The following is a 14,262-nucleotide window of genomic DNA, read 5'->3' as shown; positions in this document are numbered from 1 at the left end:
CCTCATCCGAACGCCGCGACCAGTACGTCGACGCACTCGGACGACTGCCCCGCCACCGTCAGCAGGTTCCCGGGGGCCGTCCTGGGCGGATCGAGCGGTCCCATCCACAAGGCGCCTTCGGCCGCCTCGCACGCCGTTCCGTACACCACGGTCCACGCCGGCGAACCCGTCGACATCTCCACGACCGCCGCCTCGAAGCCGTCGATCGGCCGCCCGATCCGCGGCTCGAACCCGGCCTCCCGACAGGCCGTCACGAGCTGGTCCTGCAGCCACGGGTCGTCGGGCAACCGCAGCGGTAGTCCGGCCAGGTCGATCAGCTTCACACCGTCGTCCGCGCGGTACGCCGTCGGGACCAGCACGGACAGCGGATCGCGCCAGAGCTCGATGACCCGCAGGTCCACGGCCGCGACCTCACCGCGGACGAACGCGACATCCAGATCCCCCGACCGCAGCGCAGTCAGATACTCCGCCGTCGCCCCGGAGCTCACCTGGATCTCGAGGTCCGGCGTGTGCGTGCGGAGGGTCCCGAGGCCGCGCTCCAGGCGGTCGCGAAGTCCGGGGGCGGCGCCGATCCGCAGTACGCCGGAACGCCCGGACGCCAGCTCCGCGGCCACCTCCGAAGCACGATCGGCCGCGGCCAGGACGGCCCGCGCCTCGCGCACCATCCGCTCGCCGTCGCCGGTCAGCCGGACGTGGCGCGACGAGCGGTCGAGGAGCCGCAGGCCCAGCTCACGTTCGAGCCGGGCGACCTGCTGACTGACGGCCGGCTGCACGATGCTCAGCCGCTCGGCGGCCCGTCCGAAGTGCAGTTCCTCGGCGACGGTGACGAAGTACCGCAGCTGCCGCAGCTCCATCGGACACCTCCGGCGATCACGATCCCTTATCGCTGCACAGCGTAACTGCGTCTGGGTCGGCGGCCGCCGCTTCCGTTGACTGGTGGACATGAGAATCGGACTGTGGATCGACGAAGAGGGCCGGGCCGTCGACGCGATCGGCGCCGCCGCGAAGGCCGCCGAGGACGCGGGCATCGACCGGATCTGGTTCAGCCAGCGGCTCGGGTGGGACGCGCTGACGCTGATCGCGGGCGTCGCGCCGTACACCTCGACCATCGGGTACGCCGTCGGCGTCGTCCCGGTGTATCCGCGGCATCCGCTCGCACTGGCGGCCCAGGCGCTCAGCGTGCAGGTGCTGACCGGCAACCAGCTGACGCTCGGCGTCGGCTCGAGCCACCCGCACATGGTGGAGGGGATGCTCGGCCTGTCGATGGACCGCCCGGCGGCGTACGTGCGCGAGTACGTCGAGGCACTCGGGCCGCTGCTCGCCGGTGAGCCGACCGACCATGCCGGCGAGCGGCTGACCGCGCGCGGCCAGTTGGACATCGCCGGCGCCGAGGCGCCCGAGCTGATCCTGGCCGCGCTCGGCCCGCGGATGCTGAAGACCGCGGGCGAACTGACCGCCGGTACGACGACCAGCTGGGCGGGCCCCGAGGTGATCGAGGACTTCATCCGCCCGACGATCGACCGGGCGGCGGCCGCGGCGGGGCGGCCGGTACCGCAGGTGGTCGCGGGCGTCTGCGTCGCGGTCACGGATGACCCGGACGCCACGCGGCAGTGGATCCGCGAGCGGTTCGGGGCCGCCGGTGACATGCCGGCGTACCGCGCTGTCCTGGACCGTGGCGGCAAGGCAGGCCCGGAGGACACCGCGGTGCTCGGTGACGAGGAGACGGTGGCCAAGGAACTGAAGCGCTTCGCGGACGCCGGGACCACGGAGTTCCTCGTCTGCCCGGTCGGGACGGACTCCGAGGTGGAACGGACCACCCGGTTCGCTCTCGACTACGCGACGGCGCAGCAGTAGCCGCTGCCGCCCGCCGGGCACAGTGGCGGCGTCGTCACCCCGGAGAGCCGCTCGATGCGTTGAGCCAGTGGGGCCAGCAGTTCGCCGTCGACCACGGTGATCTGGACGTCCGGGTGACGGGTGAGGACTCCGGTGAGTGCCAGGTCGGCGACTGCTCGCGCGATATCGAAGGGAAACTCGATCATCGCGCGGGGCCGGTCGAGGGCGACCTGGCGCCACTGCGGGGGCGAGGTCGGGTGCAGCAGCACCGTCGCGGACCTGTCGTTCAGCGTTCGCCACAAGGGTTCCCAGGAAGGATCGCCCGGGTACTGCCCGCCTGCGTTGCTGAGCAGGACGACGCCGTCGGCCTGCAGTGCGTCGTACGCGTAGTCGGCCTCGGCCACCGCGCCTTCGACGTCCGGCAACGGCAGACTGGCGTAGAAGCCGAACCGTCCCGGATGGTCGCGCGCCATCTCGGCCGCGGCCTCGTTCATCCTGCGGGACAGGACCTGGGCGCGGAAGTCGTCGCCGAAGTGGACACCAGGCGACGGGACCGACAGGACCGCCTTCTCGGTCCCCGCCGCGTCCATCGCCGCCAGGTGCTGCCGGACCGACCACTCCGGCCAGCGGGACATCCCGTCCGGCCGGAGGTGGCCCGCCCGCTCCGCCGCCGCGACGTACTCCGGCAGCAGGAAGTGGGCGTGCCGGTCGATCACGCGACCGGATGCAGCAGGTCGTCGAGGCCGACCCGGCGCAAGAACTCCGCACGGATCCGGTCGGCGACCGCGTTCACCACGATCGCTCCGTCGTCGGACGGGTCGTAGCTGACCCGGAACGGCCGCTTGCCCTTCTCGGTGCCGACCACCTCGGCGATCAGCGTCGCGACCTCGGCGACGTCCGACCACTCCGGTTCGAGCTCGGCCAGTCGCTGACCGACCTGGTCCATCAGTCCGGCGTACTGCGTCTCGTACGCCGCGACCACGTCGGTGTCGGCCGGCGTTCCGCTGTGCAGGAAGTGGTTGGTGCCGTGGGTGAACGCACCCGGGACGACGATCGTCGTCTCGATCCCGAACCGGGCGAGCTCCAGCGCGTAGCTCTGCGCCATGGCGTCCATCCCGGCCTTCGCGGCGAAGTACGGCGCGAGGTACGGCGGGGTGCCGCCGCGGGTGCTCGAACTGCCGACCCACACGACCAGACCGTCGCGCTGCTCGCGCAGCACCGGCAACGCGGCGCGGTTCAGCCGCTGGGTGCCGACGACATTGGTGTCGTAGAGGTCGAGCAACTGCTCCGGTGTGAAGGCCTCGGCAGGACCGGTGACCATGTGACCGGCGTTGTGGATCAGTACGTCGAGCCGCCCCTGCTCCCCGACGACGGTGCGGACGGCCTGCTGGGCGGACTCGTCCGAGCTCACGTCGAGCTCGATCGGCCGGAGGCCGGCGCTGTGCTGCTTGGCGTCGGCGGCGGCCGACGCGTTCCGGCCGGCGATGTCGCGCATCCCGGCGTACACGGTGTGGCCGGCGTCGGCGAGGGCCCGGGCGGTCAGGGCCCCGAAACCGCTGGACGCGCCGCTGATCAGAACGACCTTGCTCATGCTGCCGAACCTCCGTTGGCGTAGATGACCTGGCCGTTGATCCAGCGCGCCGGGCCCGCCAGGAACGCGATGATCTCGGCGATGTCCTCGGGCCGGCCGAGGCGCTCGAGCGGCGGCTCGGCGGTGATCCGGTCGATCAGCTCCTGCGGCTTGCCGTTCAGGAACAGCGGCGTCGCGGTCGGGCCGGGGGCGACCGCATTGACGGTGATGTTCCGGCCGCGCAGCTCGCGGGCCAGGATCAGCGTGATCGCCTCCACGCCGCCCTTGCTGGCGGCGTACGCCGAGTACGCCGGGCGCGCGAGCAGCGTCAGCGAGCTGCTGATGTTGACGATCGCGCCGCCGTCCCGGACCCGCCGGGCAGCCTGCTGGTCGACCACGAACGTGCCGCGCAGGTTGGTCCGGACGACCTGGTCGAACACGTCCAGGTCGAGCTCGGCCAGCGGCGCCAGCGGCATGATCCCGGCCGCGTTGACGACCACGTCGACACCGCCGAACTCGGCCTCGGCCCGGTCGAACAGCGCGCTCATCGCGGTCTCGTCGGCCACGTCGGCCTGCACCGCGATCGCGCTGCCGCCGGCCTGCTCGACCTCCTTGACGGTCTGCTCGGCACCGGCCCGGCTGCCGCCGTACCCGATCACCACGGCGAAGCCGTCGCGGCCGAGCCGGATCGCGGCCTCGCGGCCGATCCCGCTCGACGCACCCGTCACGATCGCCACTCGTTCAGTCATCGTTCCTGCTCCTGATCTCGATGTCGTTTGCTGCTGACATCTCGATCGTGCGCCGCCGAATGGATCAAATCCAACGAATCAAAACGATGCGAAGATCAATTCTGTTGATCCAAGTCCCGGCCGAGCTCGGTGCCGGGCGGCTGGTTCAGGTGACTGCCCACCAGGCCGAGCAGAGCACGCAGCGCGGCGGTCGGTTTCCGCCGCTTCAACGTCGCCATGTACAGCGACCACTGGAACGTCTCGTCCGCGATCGGCACGGCCCGGAGCGCGTCGACGTCCGCGACGGCGTACGCCGGAAGGATGCCGAGGCCGACGCCGTGGGACAGGAACTGCACACCGTTCTCGATGCCGATCGCCTCGACGACCACGCGCCGCTCGATCCCGGCGGCCTCGAACTTCTGGTCGATCAGCGTCCGCGTCCCGAAGCCCGGCGGGAAGTCCACGAACGCCTCGTCGGCCAGGTCGGCCACCCGCACCGACCGCCGGCGGGCCAGCCGATGCCCGACCGGTACCGCCAGCACCTGCGGAACCCGCAGCAGCTCCCAGGCGGTCAGCTCGCGCGGCACACTGCCCTGCGCGACGCCGAGAAAACCGACGTCGATATCGCCGTTCCGGAGCCCGACGACGACGCCGGCGGACCCTTCCGGCTCGACCCGCAACTGCAGCTCGACGTTCGGATGCCGGCGGCGGAACTCACCCGCGGCTGCCGGCAGGTCGATCAGCCCGAGCCCCGGCAGCAGTCCGACGCGCACGCGCCCGCGCATCCCGGCGCCCAGCTCGTCGACGACGTCTCGGGCGCCCTGGACCGCGTCGAGCACGGCGAGCGCCTCCGGGAGCAACGCCGTACCGGCCTCGGTCAGCACCACCCGCTGGGCGTTGCGTTCGAACAGTGTCACCTTCAGGTCCTTCTCCAGCGCGGAAATCGCTGCACTGACCGCGCTCTGCACCACGTGCAACCGGCGGGCGGCCAGCGTGAAGCTCCGCTCGTGCGCCACCGCCACGAAGTACTCCAGCTGCCGCAGTTCCACGAGCGCAGTGTGTCAAAAGTTCCGCCCGGTCTCCGACGTACCCGCGGGAGAGAGGATGGACGGATGGATCTTCAGGACCAGGTACAACGGCGGATCGACGAGCTGGCCGGGACCGAGCTCGGTCTGCAGGTCGCGGTGTACCGGCAGGGCGAGCTGGTCGTGGACGCGGTCGCGGGCGACGGCGTCACGCCCGAGACGTTGTACTTCGCCGCGTCCACCGGAAAGGGCGCGTCCGCGACGGTCGCCAATGTGCTGGTGGATCGCGGTGTCCTTGACTACGACCGGCCGATTGTCGAGATCTGGCCCGAATTCGGGGCGCACGGCAAGGACACTGCGACGTTGCGGCACGTGCTGACCCATTCGGTCGGCCTCCCCGCGCTGCCGCCCGGAACGACCCGGAAAACGCTGTCTGAACAGGCGGACCGCCTCGCCGCCACAGAGCCCTGGTGGGAGCCGGGCACGAAGATGACGTACCACGCCGAGACGTTCGGGGTCCTGGTCGGCGAGATCGTCCGGCGCGCGACCGGCCGGACGATCTCCGACGTACTGCGGGAGGTCCTGAACCCGCTCGGCATCGAGGAAAACGTGTTCTTCGCCCTGCCCGGGAACCAGCGGCACCGGCTCGCACAACTGGTGGAGCCCGAGGGCGCCGAGGAGACGTTCGCGATGCTGGCCGGAATGTTCGAGCAGGTCGTTCCGCGCGCGATGCAGCCGCGGGCCGCGGTGGTCAACCGGCCCGAGCTGCTCGCGATCGAGGACGCGTCGAGCGCGATCCTGACCGCCCGCGGGATCGCCAAGCTGTACGCCGCCCTGATCGGCGAGGTCGACGGAGTGCGACTGGTCCGGCCGGAGGCCGTGCCGGTGATCACCGGGCCGGCACTGGTCGCGCAGGACGAACTGCTCGGCAATCCGGCGACTCTGGCGCTCGGCTACTCGATCGGGCGGCTGGGGTCGAGCGCGGACGAGAGCCCGGCGACCATCGGCTGGCCGGGCATGGGCGGTAGCGTCGCCTGGGCGGACACCCGCTCAGGCGTCACGTTCGCGTTGACCCGGACGCTTTTCGACCCGAGTGGGTCGGCGTCCGCGATCGAGATCGGTAACCTGGTTGCGAAAGCTCTTTGCTGAAAGCCCTTGTTTGTCAAGGGTTTCAGCTTCGGGACTCGCGGACCTGGTGCTGGTCGATCCAGACGAGATGGCCGTGGTGACTGACGAGAACCTCGTCGGTCCCGGCCGCTCCGGTCCGGCGGCCCAGCTCCTGACCCGCGATCCAGCGTCCGCCGATGCGGATCTGTACGGCGATCGGCCGCGCCGGTGAGGGGGCTACGGGCATGGCACCTGCTTCGTGACAGGGGCGGATGATGGAGGAGAGTGTGGAGGGCTGGTTGCTCAGCCAGAGGCCAGCCTACAACCGCCAGATGACAGACCGTTAGCGGTAACTCGAATTCGTCAGGAGCCACCATTGGCTGTGCTGATTGCGGGCCTCCGGCGCGCTGGGTCATGGGGCTGTGACTCCCGTCCTTCCCTCGTCGCTCCGGTCGCTTCGCTCCCTCAGCTCCTCAGTCCAGGACGGGAGGCCCTATGACCAGGCCGATCTTCGTAGTGCAACTGCACGATGCCCGGCGCTTGCACTACGACGTACGGCTGGAGGTGGACGGGGTGCTCAAGTCCTGGGCGGTGCCGCGGGGGCCGTCGCTGGACCCGATCGTGAAGCGGCTCGCGGTGTTCACGAGCGACCACGACCTCGAGTACGCGTCGTACGAGGGTGTGCATCGCGACGCGCAGTACGGCAGCGGCGCGGTGATCGTCTGGGACGCCGGCGTCTACACGAACCTGACCCGCGACGACCGGCAGCAACTGGTCGACCCGGCCGAGGCGATCGACCGCGGACACTTGAAGGTGCAACTGCACGGCGTCAAGCTCAACGGCGCCTGGGCATTCACCCGCACGGGCGGCGACTGGCTGCTGGTGAAGGTGAAGGACGCCGACGCCGACCCGGATCTCGACCTGACCGTCACGGAGCCCCGGTCGGTGCTCAGCGGCCTGACCATCGAGGAGATGGCGGCGTCCTGATCACCAGCCGTCGATGTGCAGGCCGTCGTCGAGCGGCTGCCTGGCCGCGGGCTTGAAGCCGGTCCCGAGCGTGTACGCCGTCGGGATCAGCGCCGTCTGCCGGATCTCCTCGGGCAGCCCGAGCAGCTCGGACACCTCCTGCTCGTACGTCAGGTGCAGTGTCGTCCACGCCGTACCGAGGCCGCGGGCCCGCGCGGCCAGCATGTAGCTCCACGCCGACGGCAGGATCGAGCCCCACAGCCCGGCCTGGTTCCCGGCCGGCAGCTTCCGCACCTCCAGGCAGGGAATGACCAGCACCGGGACCTGCCCCATCCGCTCGCCCAGGTAGGCAACACTGTCACCGACCCGGCGCTGGACCGGCCCGCGCTCGGGGTCGTCGGCGTGCAGCTTGCCCGCCGCGCCCGGTCCGGCCAGGTACTGCTCGACGGCCCGCCGGTAGTACTCGCCGACCGCGGCGCGCTTCTCGGCGTCCGTGATCACCAGCCAGTGCCACGTCTGCCGATTACTGCCCGACGGGGCCTGCAACGCGATCTCGATGCACTCCCGGATCAGCTCCATCGGCACCGGCCGCTCGAGGTCGAGCCGCTTGCGGACGGTACGGGTCGTGGTGAGCAGCTCGTCAGGGTTCAGATCGAGGGTGTATGTCACGCCGGACAGTGTGTCAGCAGACGTAGGTGCTGTTCGGGTGGACCTTCTCGCAGTAGCGGACGTGCAGGTGGTTGTCGTGGGCCGGCCACTGCTGCGTCAGGCCCTCGCTGATCAAGGTCGGATCGTTGAACCAGATGTACTTCACATGGCCCGGCGCCGCGGCGCGGACGGCCTGGATCAGCTGGCGGGTAGCGGCCCGGTCGTACGTCGTCGACTCCCAGGTGATCCGGCCCGCGGTGCACTGGCCGTTGTCGGTGCGGATCGGCCAGATGTCGATGTCCATCCCGTTGTCGTGGCTGGCGTGGCCGGGGATGTCACCGCCGTGTTCGAAGCCCGCGTCGCCGTACGGGACCTTGCCTTGGCCCGTGGACGCGAACGAACGGGCCGCGGCTTCCAGCTGCGCTACCGGCGCAGCGGCTGCCCAGTTGGCCGCCGTACCGTTGCCGTCCGGGTCTTGGTCGCACAGGTTTGCGCTGAAGTCGGGGTAGTCGTAGTGCCAGGCCAGGTTGCGCCAGGTGATCGGGCCGACGATGCCGTCCGCGCCGATGCCCGCGTGCGACTGGAACGACACGACCGCGTCGCGGACCGCCGTACTGAAAACACCGTCGACCGGGAGGCTGAGGCGGCGCTTTGCGTTCAGCTCGACCTGCAACGCTTTCACCGCCGCGTTGCTGTCACCGGAGCGGAGCGTCGGCGTCAGCGCTCCCCACGTCTGCGGTCCGACGATCCCGTCGACGCCCAGGCCCTTGGCGGTCTGGAACGCCTTCGCGGCCGTGACCGTGGTCGCGCCGAAGACGCCGTCCGCGTCGACGGACTGCCCGGCGTACTGCAGCAGGAACTGGATCGCCTGGACGTCGGCGCCGCGGTTGCCGCTGCTCTGGGTCGGGAAGAAGGCGTTGGCGTAGGCCTGCGCGGAGGCCGGCATCAGCGCGGTGAGGAGCAGAACGGTCAGGGCGAGCAGAGCACGTCGCATGAGTCCCTCCGGGGCGGGTGAGGTAACTGACTAACGCTCACCCGCCACCATCAGGCAGTTTCTTGCGAATCGCAAGGGTTCACTCGAACGGAGCCGGGTCTCCCGAGCCCACCCGGACCACCTCGGGGCCGTCGTCGGAGAAGTCCACGACGGTGGTCGGCTCGGTGCCCGCCTCGCCCTCGATGACCGCGTCGATCTGGTTGTCGAGCTCTTCCTTGATCTCCCAGCCCTGCGTCATCGGCTCCTCGTGACCCGGGAGCAGCAGGGTGCTGGAGACCAGCGGCTCGCCGAGCTCGGCGACCAGCGCCTGGGTGACCACGTGGTCCGGGATCCGCACACCGACGGTCTTCTTCTTCGGGTGCAGCAGCCGGCGCGGGACCTCCTTGGTGGCCGGCAGGATGAACGTGTAGCTGCCCGGCGTGGCCGCCTTGATCGAGCGGAACACCGCGTTGCTGATGTGCACGAACTGACCGAGCTGCGCGAAGTTCTCGCACACCAGGGTGAAGTGGTGCCGGTCGTCCAGGTGCCGGATCGTGCGGATCCGGTCGATCCCGTCCCGGTTGCCCAGCTGACAGCCGAGCGCGTAGCAGGAGTCGGTCGGGTACGCGATCAGCCCGTCCTCACGCAGCAGGTCCACCACCTGCCCGATCGACCGCCGCTGAGGGTTCTCGGGATGGATGTCGAAATACCTGGCCATGACGGCCGAGCCTACTGCGCCAGGCCGATCGGCTCGGCGGTCACCACCAGGTTGTCCTCGTACCCGCCGCGGGAGGCGTCGTACGCGCCCGTGCAGGTGATCAGTACGAGCCGGTGGTCGACGGTCTGGTCGAAGGCGCCGCTCTTCGTCGCGAGCGCGTCCTTCCGGACGGACACGACCGAGACGACCCGGTACGACGCCGTGTGGCCGGAGCCCCGCAGTACGACGACCTCACCGCGCCGTACCTCGGGCAACCGGGCGAAGAACCCGAGCCCCTCGGTCTTGCTGTCGACATGCCCCGCCAGCACCACCGAGCCGAACGGATCACCCGCCTCGGCGCCGCCGTCCCACCAGCCGACATGCTGTGCCGTCGGCACCTGGAGTTGGCCGGCGACCGTCGTCGCCGGGAGAACGGACGCGTTCGCGCCGCCCGGCAACACGATCCGTTGCGGCACGAAGCGGATCCGCTGGCTCGGAGCCGGCGTGCCGATCCGCCCCGGTGTGGTCGACAGCGGTGTGGTCGACAGCGGTGTGGTCGACAGCGGTGTGGCGGGCTCGGCGACCGACGGCGGACGGCCGACCGTGAAGCTGAACGTGGCCGTGGGCGAAGGCGTCGCACTGCCCGCCTCGGCCGCACAGCCGGCCAGGGCGAAACAGCACAACGTCGTACACACCAACTTCCGCTTCAGCGACGAACCACCTTCCGGCCGGTGACGACCGCCACGCCGAGAGCGGCGAGGAACACGACGACCCACAGGCCGGACTGGCCGGCAGAGCTCTGCACCTGGTTGAGCCCTGCTGCCTGCCCGCCGGTTCCGGTGTTCACCACACCCGGTTTGTCCGACCCGGTGGCCGGAACCTTGATGGTGCCCAGAGCGACGGTCATCGTCTTCTGCGCCGGGGCGCCGATCGCGAACACCCGGGTCAGGTACCCGGCCTGCACCGGCAGGTCGAGCGGACCGAGAACCACCGGCGATGTCGCGCCGGTCGGCACGATGTCGACCTTGTAGGTGGCGGCCGGAACGACCACGTCCAGGGATTCCCCGTTCGCGACGTTCTGGAACAGCACCTTCCCGTTCACCCGGATGTCGGCCGGACCGACGGCCGCGTCGTGCGCGACCCGCAGACCGCCTTTGTCCTTCGGCACCGCGGTCAACTGGTTCACGTACGTCGTGATCAGCGGGGCACCCGTCGGCGACACCGGCTGATGGATGACGACGTCCAGGCTCGCCCCGGACCCGGCGGACACCTCGCGCTGGATCACCAGCTTCCCGTTCTGCCGGGCGGTGACCATCCGCTTCCCGGCGGCCACCCCGAACGGCCCGACGAGCTTCCCGCCGGCCACCCCGGTCGCGACCTGACGGCCGTCGACGCTGATGTCCAGGGTGCGTCCCGGCAGGCCCTGGACGAAGTAGAGGTTCGCGCCCGCGGCCGCCTCGGCCGGCGCCGTCAGCAGCGCCGGAGCCGCCGCGACGATGACCGCCAGCAGCAGCGGAAGCACCCGCCGAATTACCGGACCGTGAATTCTCGAAACACTTGTGTTTACCGCCCGGGATTGCCCGGGCACACTCCGTCCCCGCATTCTTCTCCCCCTCCGAAGTTCATCGGAAAATAGCGTCAAGAATTGCCCGCCCCCGAGAATTGGGGCGTATCGTATGCGGAAGTCCGACCCGATCGCCAGGGGAAACGGTCAGGTCCGTTTTGGGGGGCGGTGGCCGCGTGGCTGGAGAGGGGCGCTCCGGGTTCCTCCCGGCCAGCACATCGGGGGTGGAGGAACCCCGGCGCACCGGCACCAGATACCTGACGGTGGCCGCGCTGTTGCTGGGGTACGGCGCGATCGCAGCCTGTTCGGGCGGGTCCGTCAAGCCCGCCGCGCCGAGCCCGGGCCTCGGCACCTTGCCGCCGTCCGCCCCGGCCGCCAGGAACACAACGCGGACACCGGGCACCGGGCAGCAGACCGCCGGTATCAAGCTGACCGCCGTGCCGCGCCCGGACGGATCGTTCGACGTCACCGAAAACCTGATATTGCCCCAGGCCACCGACATTTTGCCGCTGCAGGTGCCGGCGACCGGTGAGCACCTGCCCGGAATGATGGCCCGGACGACGCCGCGGGTGACAAATCTGAAAGTGGTCGCCGACAACCAGTCGGTGCCGCTCGGGAACACCACACTGACCGCGTCCGACTACATTCCGTTGACGGTCGCGGCGACCCGGATCCAATTGACGTACCGGCTGTCCGGCTCGACGGTGCTCGCCAGCCCGTCGGAGCCGACCCGGGCCGGGGCGGCCATCCGGCCACTGACCGCCGGCGCCGAGAACACGCTGCCGACCGACCTCACCGTCACCAGCGGACTGCTCAACGCGGTGTGCCCGCTGCTGACCGAGACCCGGTGCGCGGTCGGCGATCCGCCGCACCTCGCGATCCGGTCCGGGATCCCGGCGGACAAGGCGCTCGTCGTACTGCAGCTGGATCTGCCACGCTGACCGTATGACTGAAGAGCGGATCGCGCTGGGTACCGCGCGGGGCCGGTGGGTGCTGGCCGCGACGGCGCTGGGCTCGGGGATGGCCTTCCTGGACGGGACGGTCGTCAACGTCGCACTGCCGGCGATGGGCGAGGACCTGAACGCCGGCATGGCCGGTCTGCAGTGGATCATCAACGGCTACATGTTGATGCTTGCCTCGCTGGTCCTGCTCAGCGGCTCGCTCGGCGACCGGCTCGGGCGGCGGCGGACGTTCGTGGTCGGAGTGATCTGGTTCGCGGCGGCCTCGGTCGTGTGCGCGATCGCACCGAACCTCGAGGTGATGATCGCGGGCCGCGTCCTGCAGGGCATCGGCGGCGCGCTGCTGACACCGGGCAGCCTGGCGATCCTGCAGACCACCTTCCAGCACTCCGACCGCGGCAAGGCGGTCGGCGCCTGGTCGGGCCTGACTTCGGTCGCGGCGGCCGTCGGTCCGTTCGTCGGCGGCACGCTGGTCGACCGCGGCTCCTGGCAGCTGATCTTCCTGCTCAACGTGCCGCTCGCACTGGCGACCGTGCTGGTGACGCTGCGCCACGTCCCGGAGACCCGCGACGAGGAGGCCGCCGGCAAGCTCGACATCAGCGGCGCGATCCTGGCGACACTGGGTCTGGCCGGGCTCACGTTCGGCCTGATCAGCGCCGGCGACCACGGGTTCGGCGATCCGATGGTGCTGACCAGCATGATCATCGGAGTCGTCGCGTTCGCGGCGTTCGTCGAGGTGGAACGGCGCGGTAAGTACCCGATGCTGCCGCTGAGCATCTTCGCCAATCGCCGTTTCACCGGCGCGAACCTGGTCACCGTCGTCGTCTACGGCGCGCTCGGCACTGCCACGTTCCTCCTCGTGGTCTACCTGCAGACCGCCCTGAACTACTCCGCGCTCTGGGCCGGCGCCTCGCTGCTCCCGATGACTGTTCTGATGCTGTTCCTGTCGGGGTACGCGGGCGGTCTGGCGGACCGGATCGGCCCGCGCATCCCGATGACCGTCGGGCCCCTGCTGTTAGCGGGCGGCTTCCTGCTGATGCTGCGGATCGACACCGGCACGAGCTACGCCAACGCCGTACTGCCCGCCGTCGTCCTGCTCGGGCTCGGCCTCGTCGCGACCGTGGCGCCGCTGACCGCGACCGTGCTGGCGTCGGTCGAGGACCACCACGCCGGGATCGCGTCCGGGGTGAACAACGCCGTGGCACGGACCGCGCAGCTGATGGCGGTCGCGGCGATCCCGATGGCGGCCGGCATCACCGGCGACACCTATCTCGATCCCGTTGCCTTCCACAACGGATTCGGCCGCGCGCTGTGGATCTCCGCCGGTCTCGCGGCGGCCGGCGGCGTGATCGCGTGGGTGACGATCGGCGACCGGGACAAGCCGCGCGAACCGCATCTCGTCGACCACCACGTGCATTGCGCGCTCGAGGCCCCGCCGTACGCCCACGGCCGGACGGAGAGCTGATTTGTCGACTTATCGCGCGAGATAGGCTTTCCGGCTGACCGGGTCGAGTCGCTCGATGGCGTAGCGGAGCATGGTGCGCGGCATGCGGGTCGCGTATCGGTCCAGGAAGGCGCGCAGTTCGTCCTCGGACACCCGCTTGCCTGCCTCCCGCAACATCCAGCCGGAGGCCTTGTGCACAAGGTCTTCGCGATCGTGGAGCACCTCGGCCGCCAGTTGGTAGGTGTCGGCGGTCTGTCCGGCGCCGATGAGGTACTGCGTGGCGATGAGCGCGATCCGGCGTTCCCAGAGCGAGCTCGAGCGAACCAGTGCGTAGAGCGGGTCCCGCGGCTTGTCGAGCAGGTACCCGCCGACGATCTGGGGAGCGCTGCAGTCCACGAGATCCCAGTTGTTGATATACGGCGTACTGCGTAAGTAGAGCTCGTAGATAGCGGCGAGTTCGTGCGGGTCCGCGGTCCGTGGCTTGAGACTGCGGGACGCGCGATCGGCCAGCAGGCAAAGGATCGCGAGGCGATGCTCGTGCACCGGGCTGGTCAGCGCCTGCTCCAGCTCGGGCAGCGGCAGACCGGCCCGCAGGTACGGCTTGAGAATGCCGCGGATGGTCGAGAGCTTCACGCCGATCATCCGGTCACCGTGACCGTACCCGCCGGGCTGGAGCTGGAAGTAGCGTGCGAGAACCTCCGCCACCGCGGGGTCCGCGGCGGCGTCGACCTCGGCGATCAGGCTCGTG

The 14,262-nt window shown here is 70.2% G+C and carries 17 protein-coding genes; 5 read left to right on the top strand and 12 right to left on the bottom strand.

Going from position 1 to position 14,262, the window contains the following annotated elements; translation table 11 throughout:
- Positions 1–2 precede the first annotated feature (2 nt).
- Positions 3–854: a LysR family transcriptional regulator gene (locus AB0L64_RS05235; protein WP_363707875.1), complete on the bottom strand. Its 852-nt coding sequence runs from the start codon at positions 852–854 to the stop codon at positions 3–5.
- Positions 855–942: 88 nt separating this feature from the next.
- On the opposite strand from AB0L64_RS05235, the gene AB0L64_RS05230 reads away from it, so the two are divergent.
- Entirely contained in the window at positions 943–1,854 is a 912-nt protein-coding gene (locus tag AB0L64_RS05230) for a TIGR03564 family F420-dependent LLM class oxidoreductase (RefSeq protein WP_363707873.1), read from the top strand.
- Here the strand turns inward: AB0L64_RS05230 and AB0L64_RS05225 are convergent.
- From AB0L64_RS05225 to AB0L64_RS05210, 4 genes are all read right to left on the bottom strand, one after another.
- The gene (locus AB0L64_RS05225) at positions 1,833–2,549 is read right to left on the bottom strand and encodes an amidohydrolase family protein (protein WP_363707871.1); all 717 of its coding nucleotides are present in this window, start codon (positions 2,547–2,549) and stop codon (positions 1,833–1,835) included. The two genes, AB0L64_RS05230 and AB0L64_RS05225, sit on opposite strands and share 22 nt — an antisense overlap.
- Entirely contained in the window at positions 2,546–3,424 is an 879-nt protein-coding gene (locus AB0L64_RS05220) for an SDR family oxidoreductase (RefSeq protein ID WP_363707869.1), read from the bottom strand. Before AB0L64_RS05220 ends, AB0L64_RS05225 begins: the two co-directional genes overlap by 4 nt.
- On the bottom strand, positions 3,421–4,152 hold the full coding sequence (locus AB0L64_RS05215) for an SDR family oxidoreductase (protein WP_363707867.1): 732 nt from the start codon (positions 4,150–4,152) through the stop codon (positions 3,421–3,423). Before AB0L64_RS05215 ends, AB0L64_RS05220 begins: the two co-directional genes overlap by 4 nt.
- Before the next feature lie 95 nt (positions 4,153–4,247).
- A complete protein-coding gene (locus AB0L64_RS05210) occupies positions 4,248–5,180 on the bottom strand; it encodes a LysR family transcriptional regulator (protein WP_363707865.1) in 933 nt (310 codons plus the stop codon).
- Positions 5,181–5,243: 63 nt separating this feature from the next.
- Here AB0L64_RS05210 and AB0L64_RS05205 point away from each other — a divergent pair, with 63 nt between their 5' ends.
- Positions 5,244–6,305: a serine hydrolase domain-containing protein gene (locus tag AB0L64_RS05205; RefSeq protein ID WP_363707863.1), complete on the top strand. Its 1,062-nt coding sequence runs from the start codon at positions 5,244–5,246 to the stop codon at positions 6,303–6,305.
- Between the two features lie 22 nt (positions 6,306–6,327).
- On the opposite strand, the gene AB0L64_RS05200 is transcribed toward AB0L64_RS05205, so the two are convergent.
- A complete protein-coding gene (locus AB0L64_RS05200) occupies positions 6,328–6,510 on the bottom strand; it encodes a hypothetical protein (protein ID WP_359937165.1) in 183 nt (60 codons plus the stop codon).
- 248 nt (positions 6,511–6,758) lie between these two features.
- Between AB0L64_RS05200 and AB0L64_RS05195 the strand changes: the two genes are divergently transcribed.
- The gene (locus AB0L64_RS05195; RefSeq protein WP_363707861.1) at positions 6,759–7,250 is read left to right on the top strand and encodes a DNA polymerase ligase N-terminal domain-containing protein; all 492 of its coding nucleotides are present in this window, start codon (positions 6,759–6,761) and stop codon (positions 7,248–7,250) included.
- Here the strand turns inward: AB0L64_RS05195 and AB0L64_RS05190 are convergent, their stop codons facing one another.
- From AB0L64_RS05190 to AB0L64_RS05170, 5 genes are all read right to left on the bottom strand, one after another.
- On the bottom strand, positions 7,251–7,898 hold the full coding sequence (locus tag AB0L64_RS05190) for a nitroreductase family protein (RefSeq protein ID WP_363707859.1): 648 nt from the start codon (positions 7,896–7,898) through the stop codon (positions 7,251–7,253). It abuts the gene before it with no gap.
- Positions 7,899–7,911: 13 nt separating this feature from the next.
- Positions 7,912–8,871, bottom strand: coding sequence for a penicillin-insensitive murein endopeptidase (locus tag AB0L64_RS05185; RefSeq protein ID WP_363707857.1), 960 nt, complete (start codon positions 8,869–8,871; stop codon positions 7,912–7,914).
- Positions 8,872–8,950: 79 nt separating this feature from the next.
- Positions 8,951–9,568 (bottom strand): L-threonylcarbamoyladenylate synthase, encoded by a 618-nt coding sequence (locus AB0L64_RS05180; protein WP_363707855.1) that lies wholly within the window; start codon positions 9,566–9,568, stop codon positions 8,951–8,953.
- Positions 9,569–9,579: 11 nt separating this feature from the next.
- Complete coding sequence (locus AB0L64_RS05175) at positions 9,580–10,242, bottom strand: class F sortase (protein WP_363707853.1); 663 nt, start codon at positions 10,240–10,242, stop codon at positions 9,580–9,582.
- 11 nt (positions 10,243–10,253) lie between these two features.
- Complete coding sequence (locus AB0L64_RS05170; RefSeq protein WP_363707851.1) at positions 10,254–11,069, bottom strand: DUF4397 domain-containing protein; 816 nt, start codon at positions 11,067–11,069, stop codon at positions 10,254–10,256.
- A gap of 218 nt (positions 11,070–11,287) precedes the next feature.
- Between AB0L64_RS05170 and AB0L64_RS05165 the strand changes: the two genes are divergently transcribed.
- Together AB0L64_RS05165 and AB0L64_RS05160 are read left to right on the top strand one after the other, a co-directional pair.
- Positions 11,288–12,052: a hypothetical protein gene (locus AB0L64_RS05165; protein WP_363707849.1), complete on the top strand. Its 765-nt coding sequence runs from the start codon at positions 11,288–11,290 to the stop codon at positions 12,050–12,052.
- A 4-nt stretch (positions 12,053–12,056) separates the two neighbouring features.
- Positions 12,057–13,535, top strand: coding sequence for an MFS transporter (locus AB0L64_RS05160; protein ID WP_363707847.1), 1,479 nt, complete (start codon positions 12,057–12,059; stop codon positions 13,533–13,535).
- A 9-nt stretch (positions 13,536–13,544) separates the two neighbouring features.
- Here AB0L64_RS05160 and AB0L64_RS05155 read toward each other — a convergent pair whose 3' ends face one another.
- Positions 13,545–14,252 (bottom strand): DNA alkylation repair protein, encoded by a 708-nt coding sequence (locus AB0L64_RS05155; RefSeq protein WP_363708099.1) that lies wholly within the window; start codon positions 14,250–14,252, stop codon positions 13,545–13,547.
- Positions 14,253–14,262 lie beyond the last annotated feature (10 nt).

It is taken from the genome of Kribbella sp. NPDC051936, from assembly GCF_040680955.1.
Classification (GTDB): Bacteria; Actinomycetota; Actinomycetes; order Propionibacteriales; family Kribbellaceae; genus Kribbella.
Note: the sequence above shows the minus strand (reverse complement) of the source record. Positions and strands in the feature narration are given on the sequence as shown.

Coding starts and splice junctions, on each gene's coding strand:
- AB0L64_RS05235 (WP_363707875.1), bottom strand. CDS start 854: ATGGAGCTGCGGCAGCTGCGGTACTTCGTCACCGTCGCCGAGGAACTG.
- AB0L64_RS05230 (WP_363707873.1), top strand. CDS start 943: ATGAGAATCGGACTGTGGATCGACGAAGAGGGCCGGGCCGTCGACGCG.
- AB0L64_RS05220 (WP_363707869.1), bottom strand. CDS start 3,424: ATGAGCAAGGTCGTTCTGATCAGCGGCGCGTCCAGCGGTTTCGGGGCC.
- AB0L64_RS05215 (WP_363707867.1), bottom strand. CDS start 4,152: ATGACTGAACGAGTGGCGATCGTGACGGGTGCGTCGAGCGGGATCGGC.
- AB0L64_RS05205 (WP_363707863.1), top strand. CDS start 5,244: ATGGATCTTCAGGACCAGGTACAACGGCGGATCGACGAGCTGGCCGGG.
- AB0L64_RS05200 (WP_359937165.1), bottom strand. CDS start 6,510: ATGCCCGTAGCCCCCTCACCGGCGCGGCCGATCGCCGTACAGATCCGC.
- AB0L64_RS05195 (WP_363707861.1), top strand. CDS start 6,759: ATGACCAGGCCGATCTTCGTAGTGCAACTGCACGATGCCCGGCGCTTG.
- AB0L64_RS05185 (WP_363707857.1), bottom strand. CDS start 8,871: ATGCGACGTGCTCTGCTCGCCCTGACCGTTCTGCTCCTCACCGCGCTG.
- AB0L64_RS05180 (WP_363707855.1), bottom strand. CDS start 9,568: ATGGCCAGGTATTTCGACATCCATCCCGAGAACCCTCAGCGGCGGTCG.
- AB0L64_RS05160 (WP_363707847.1), top strand. CDS start 12,057: ATGACTGAAGAGCGGATCGCGCTGGGTACCGCGCGGGGCCGGTGGGTG.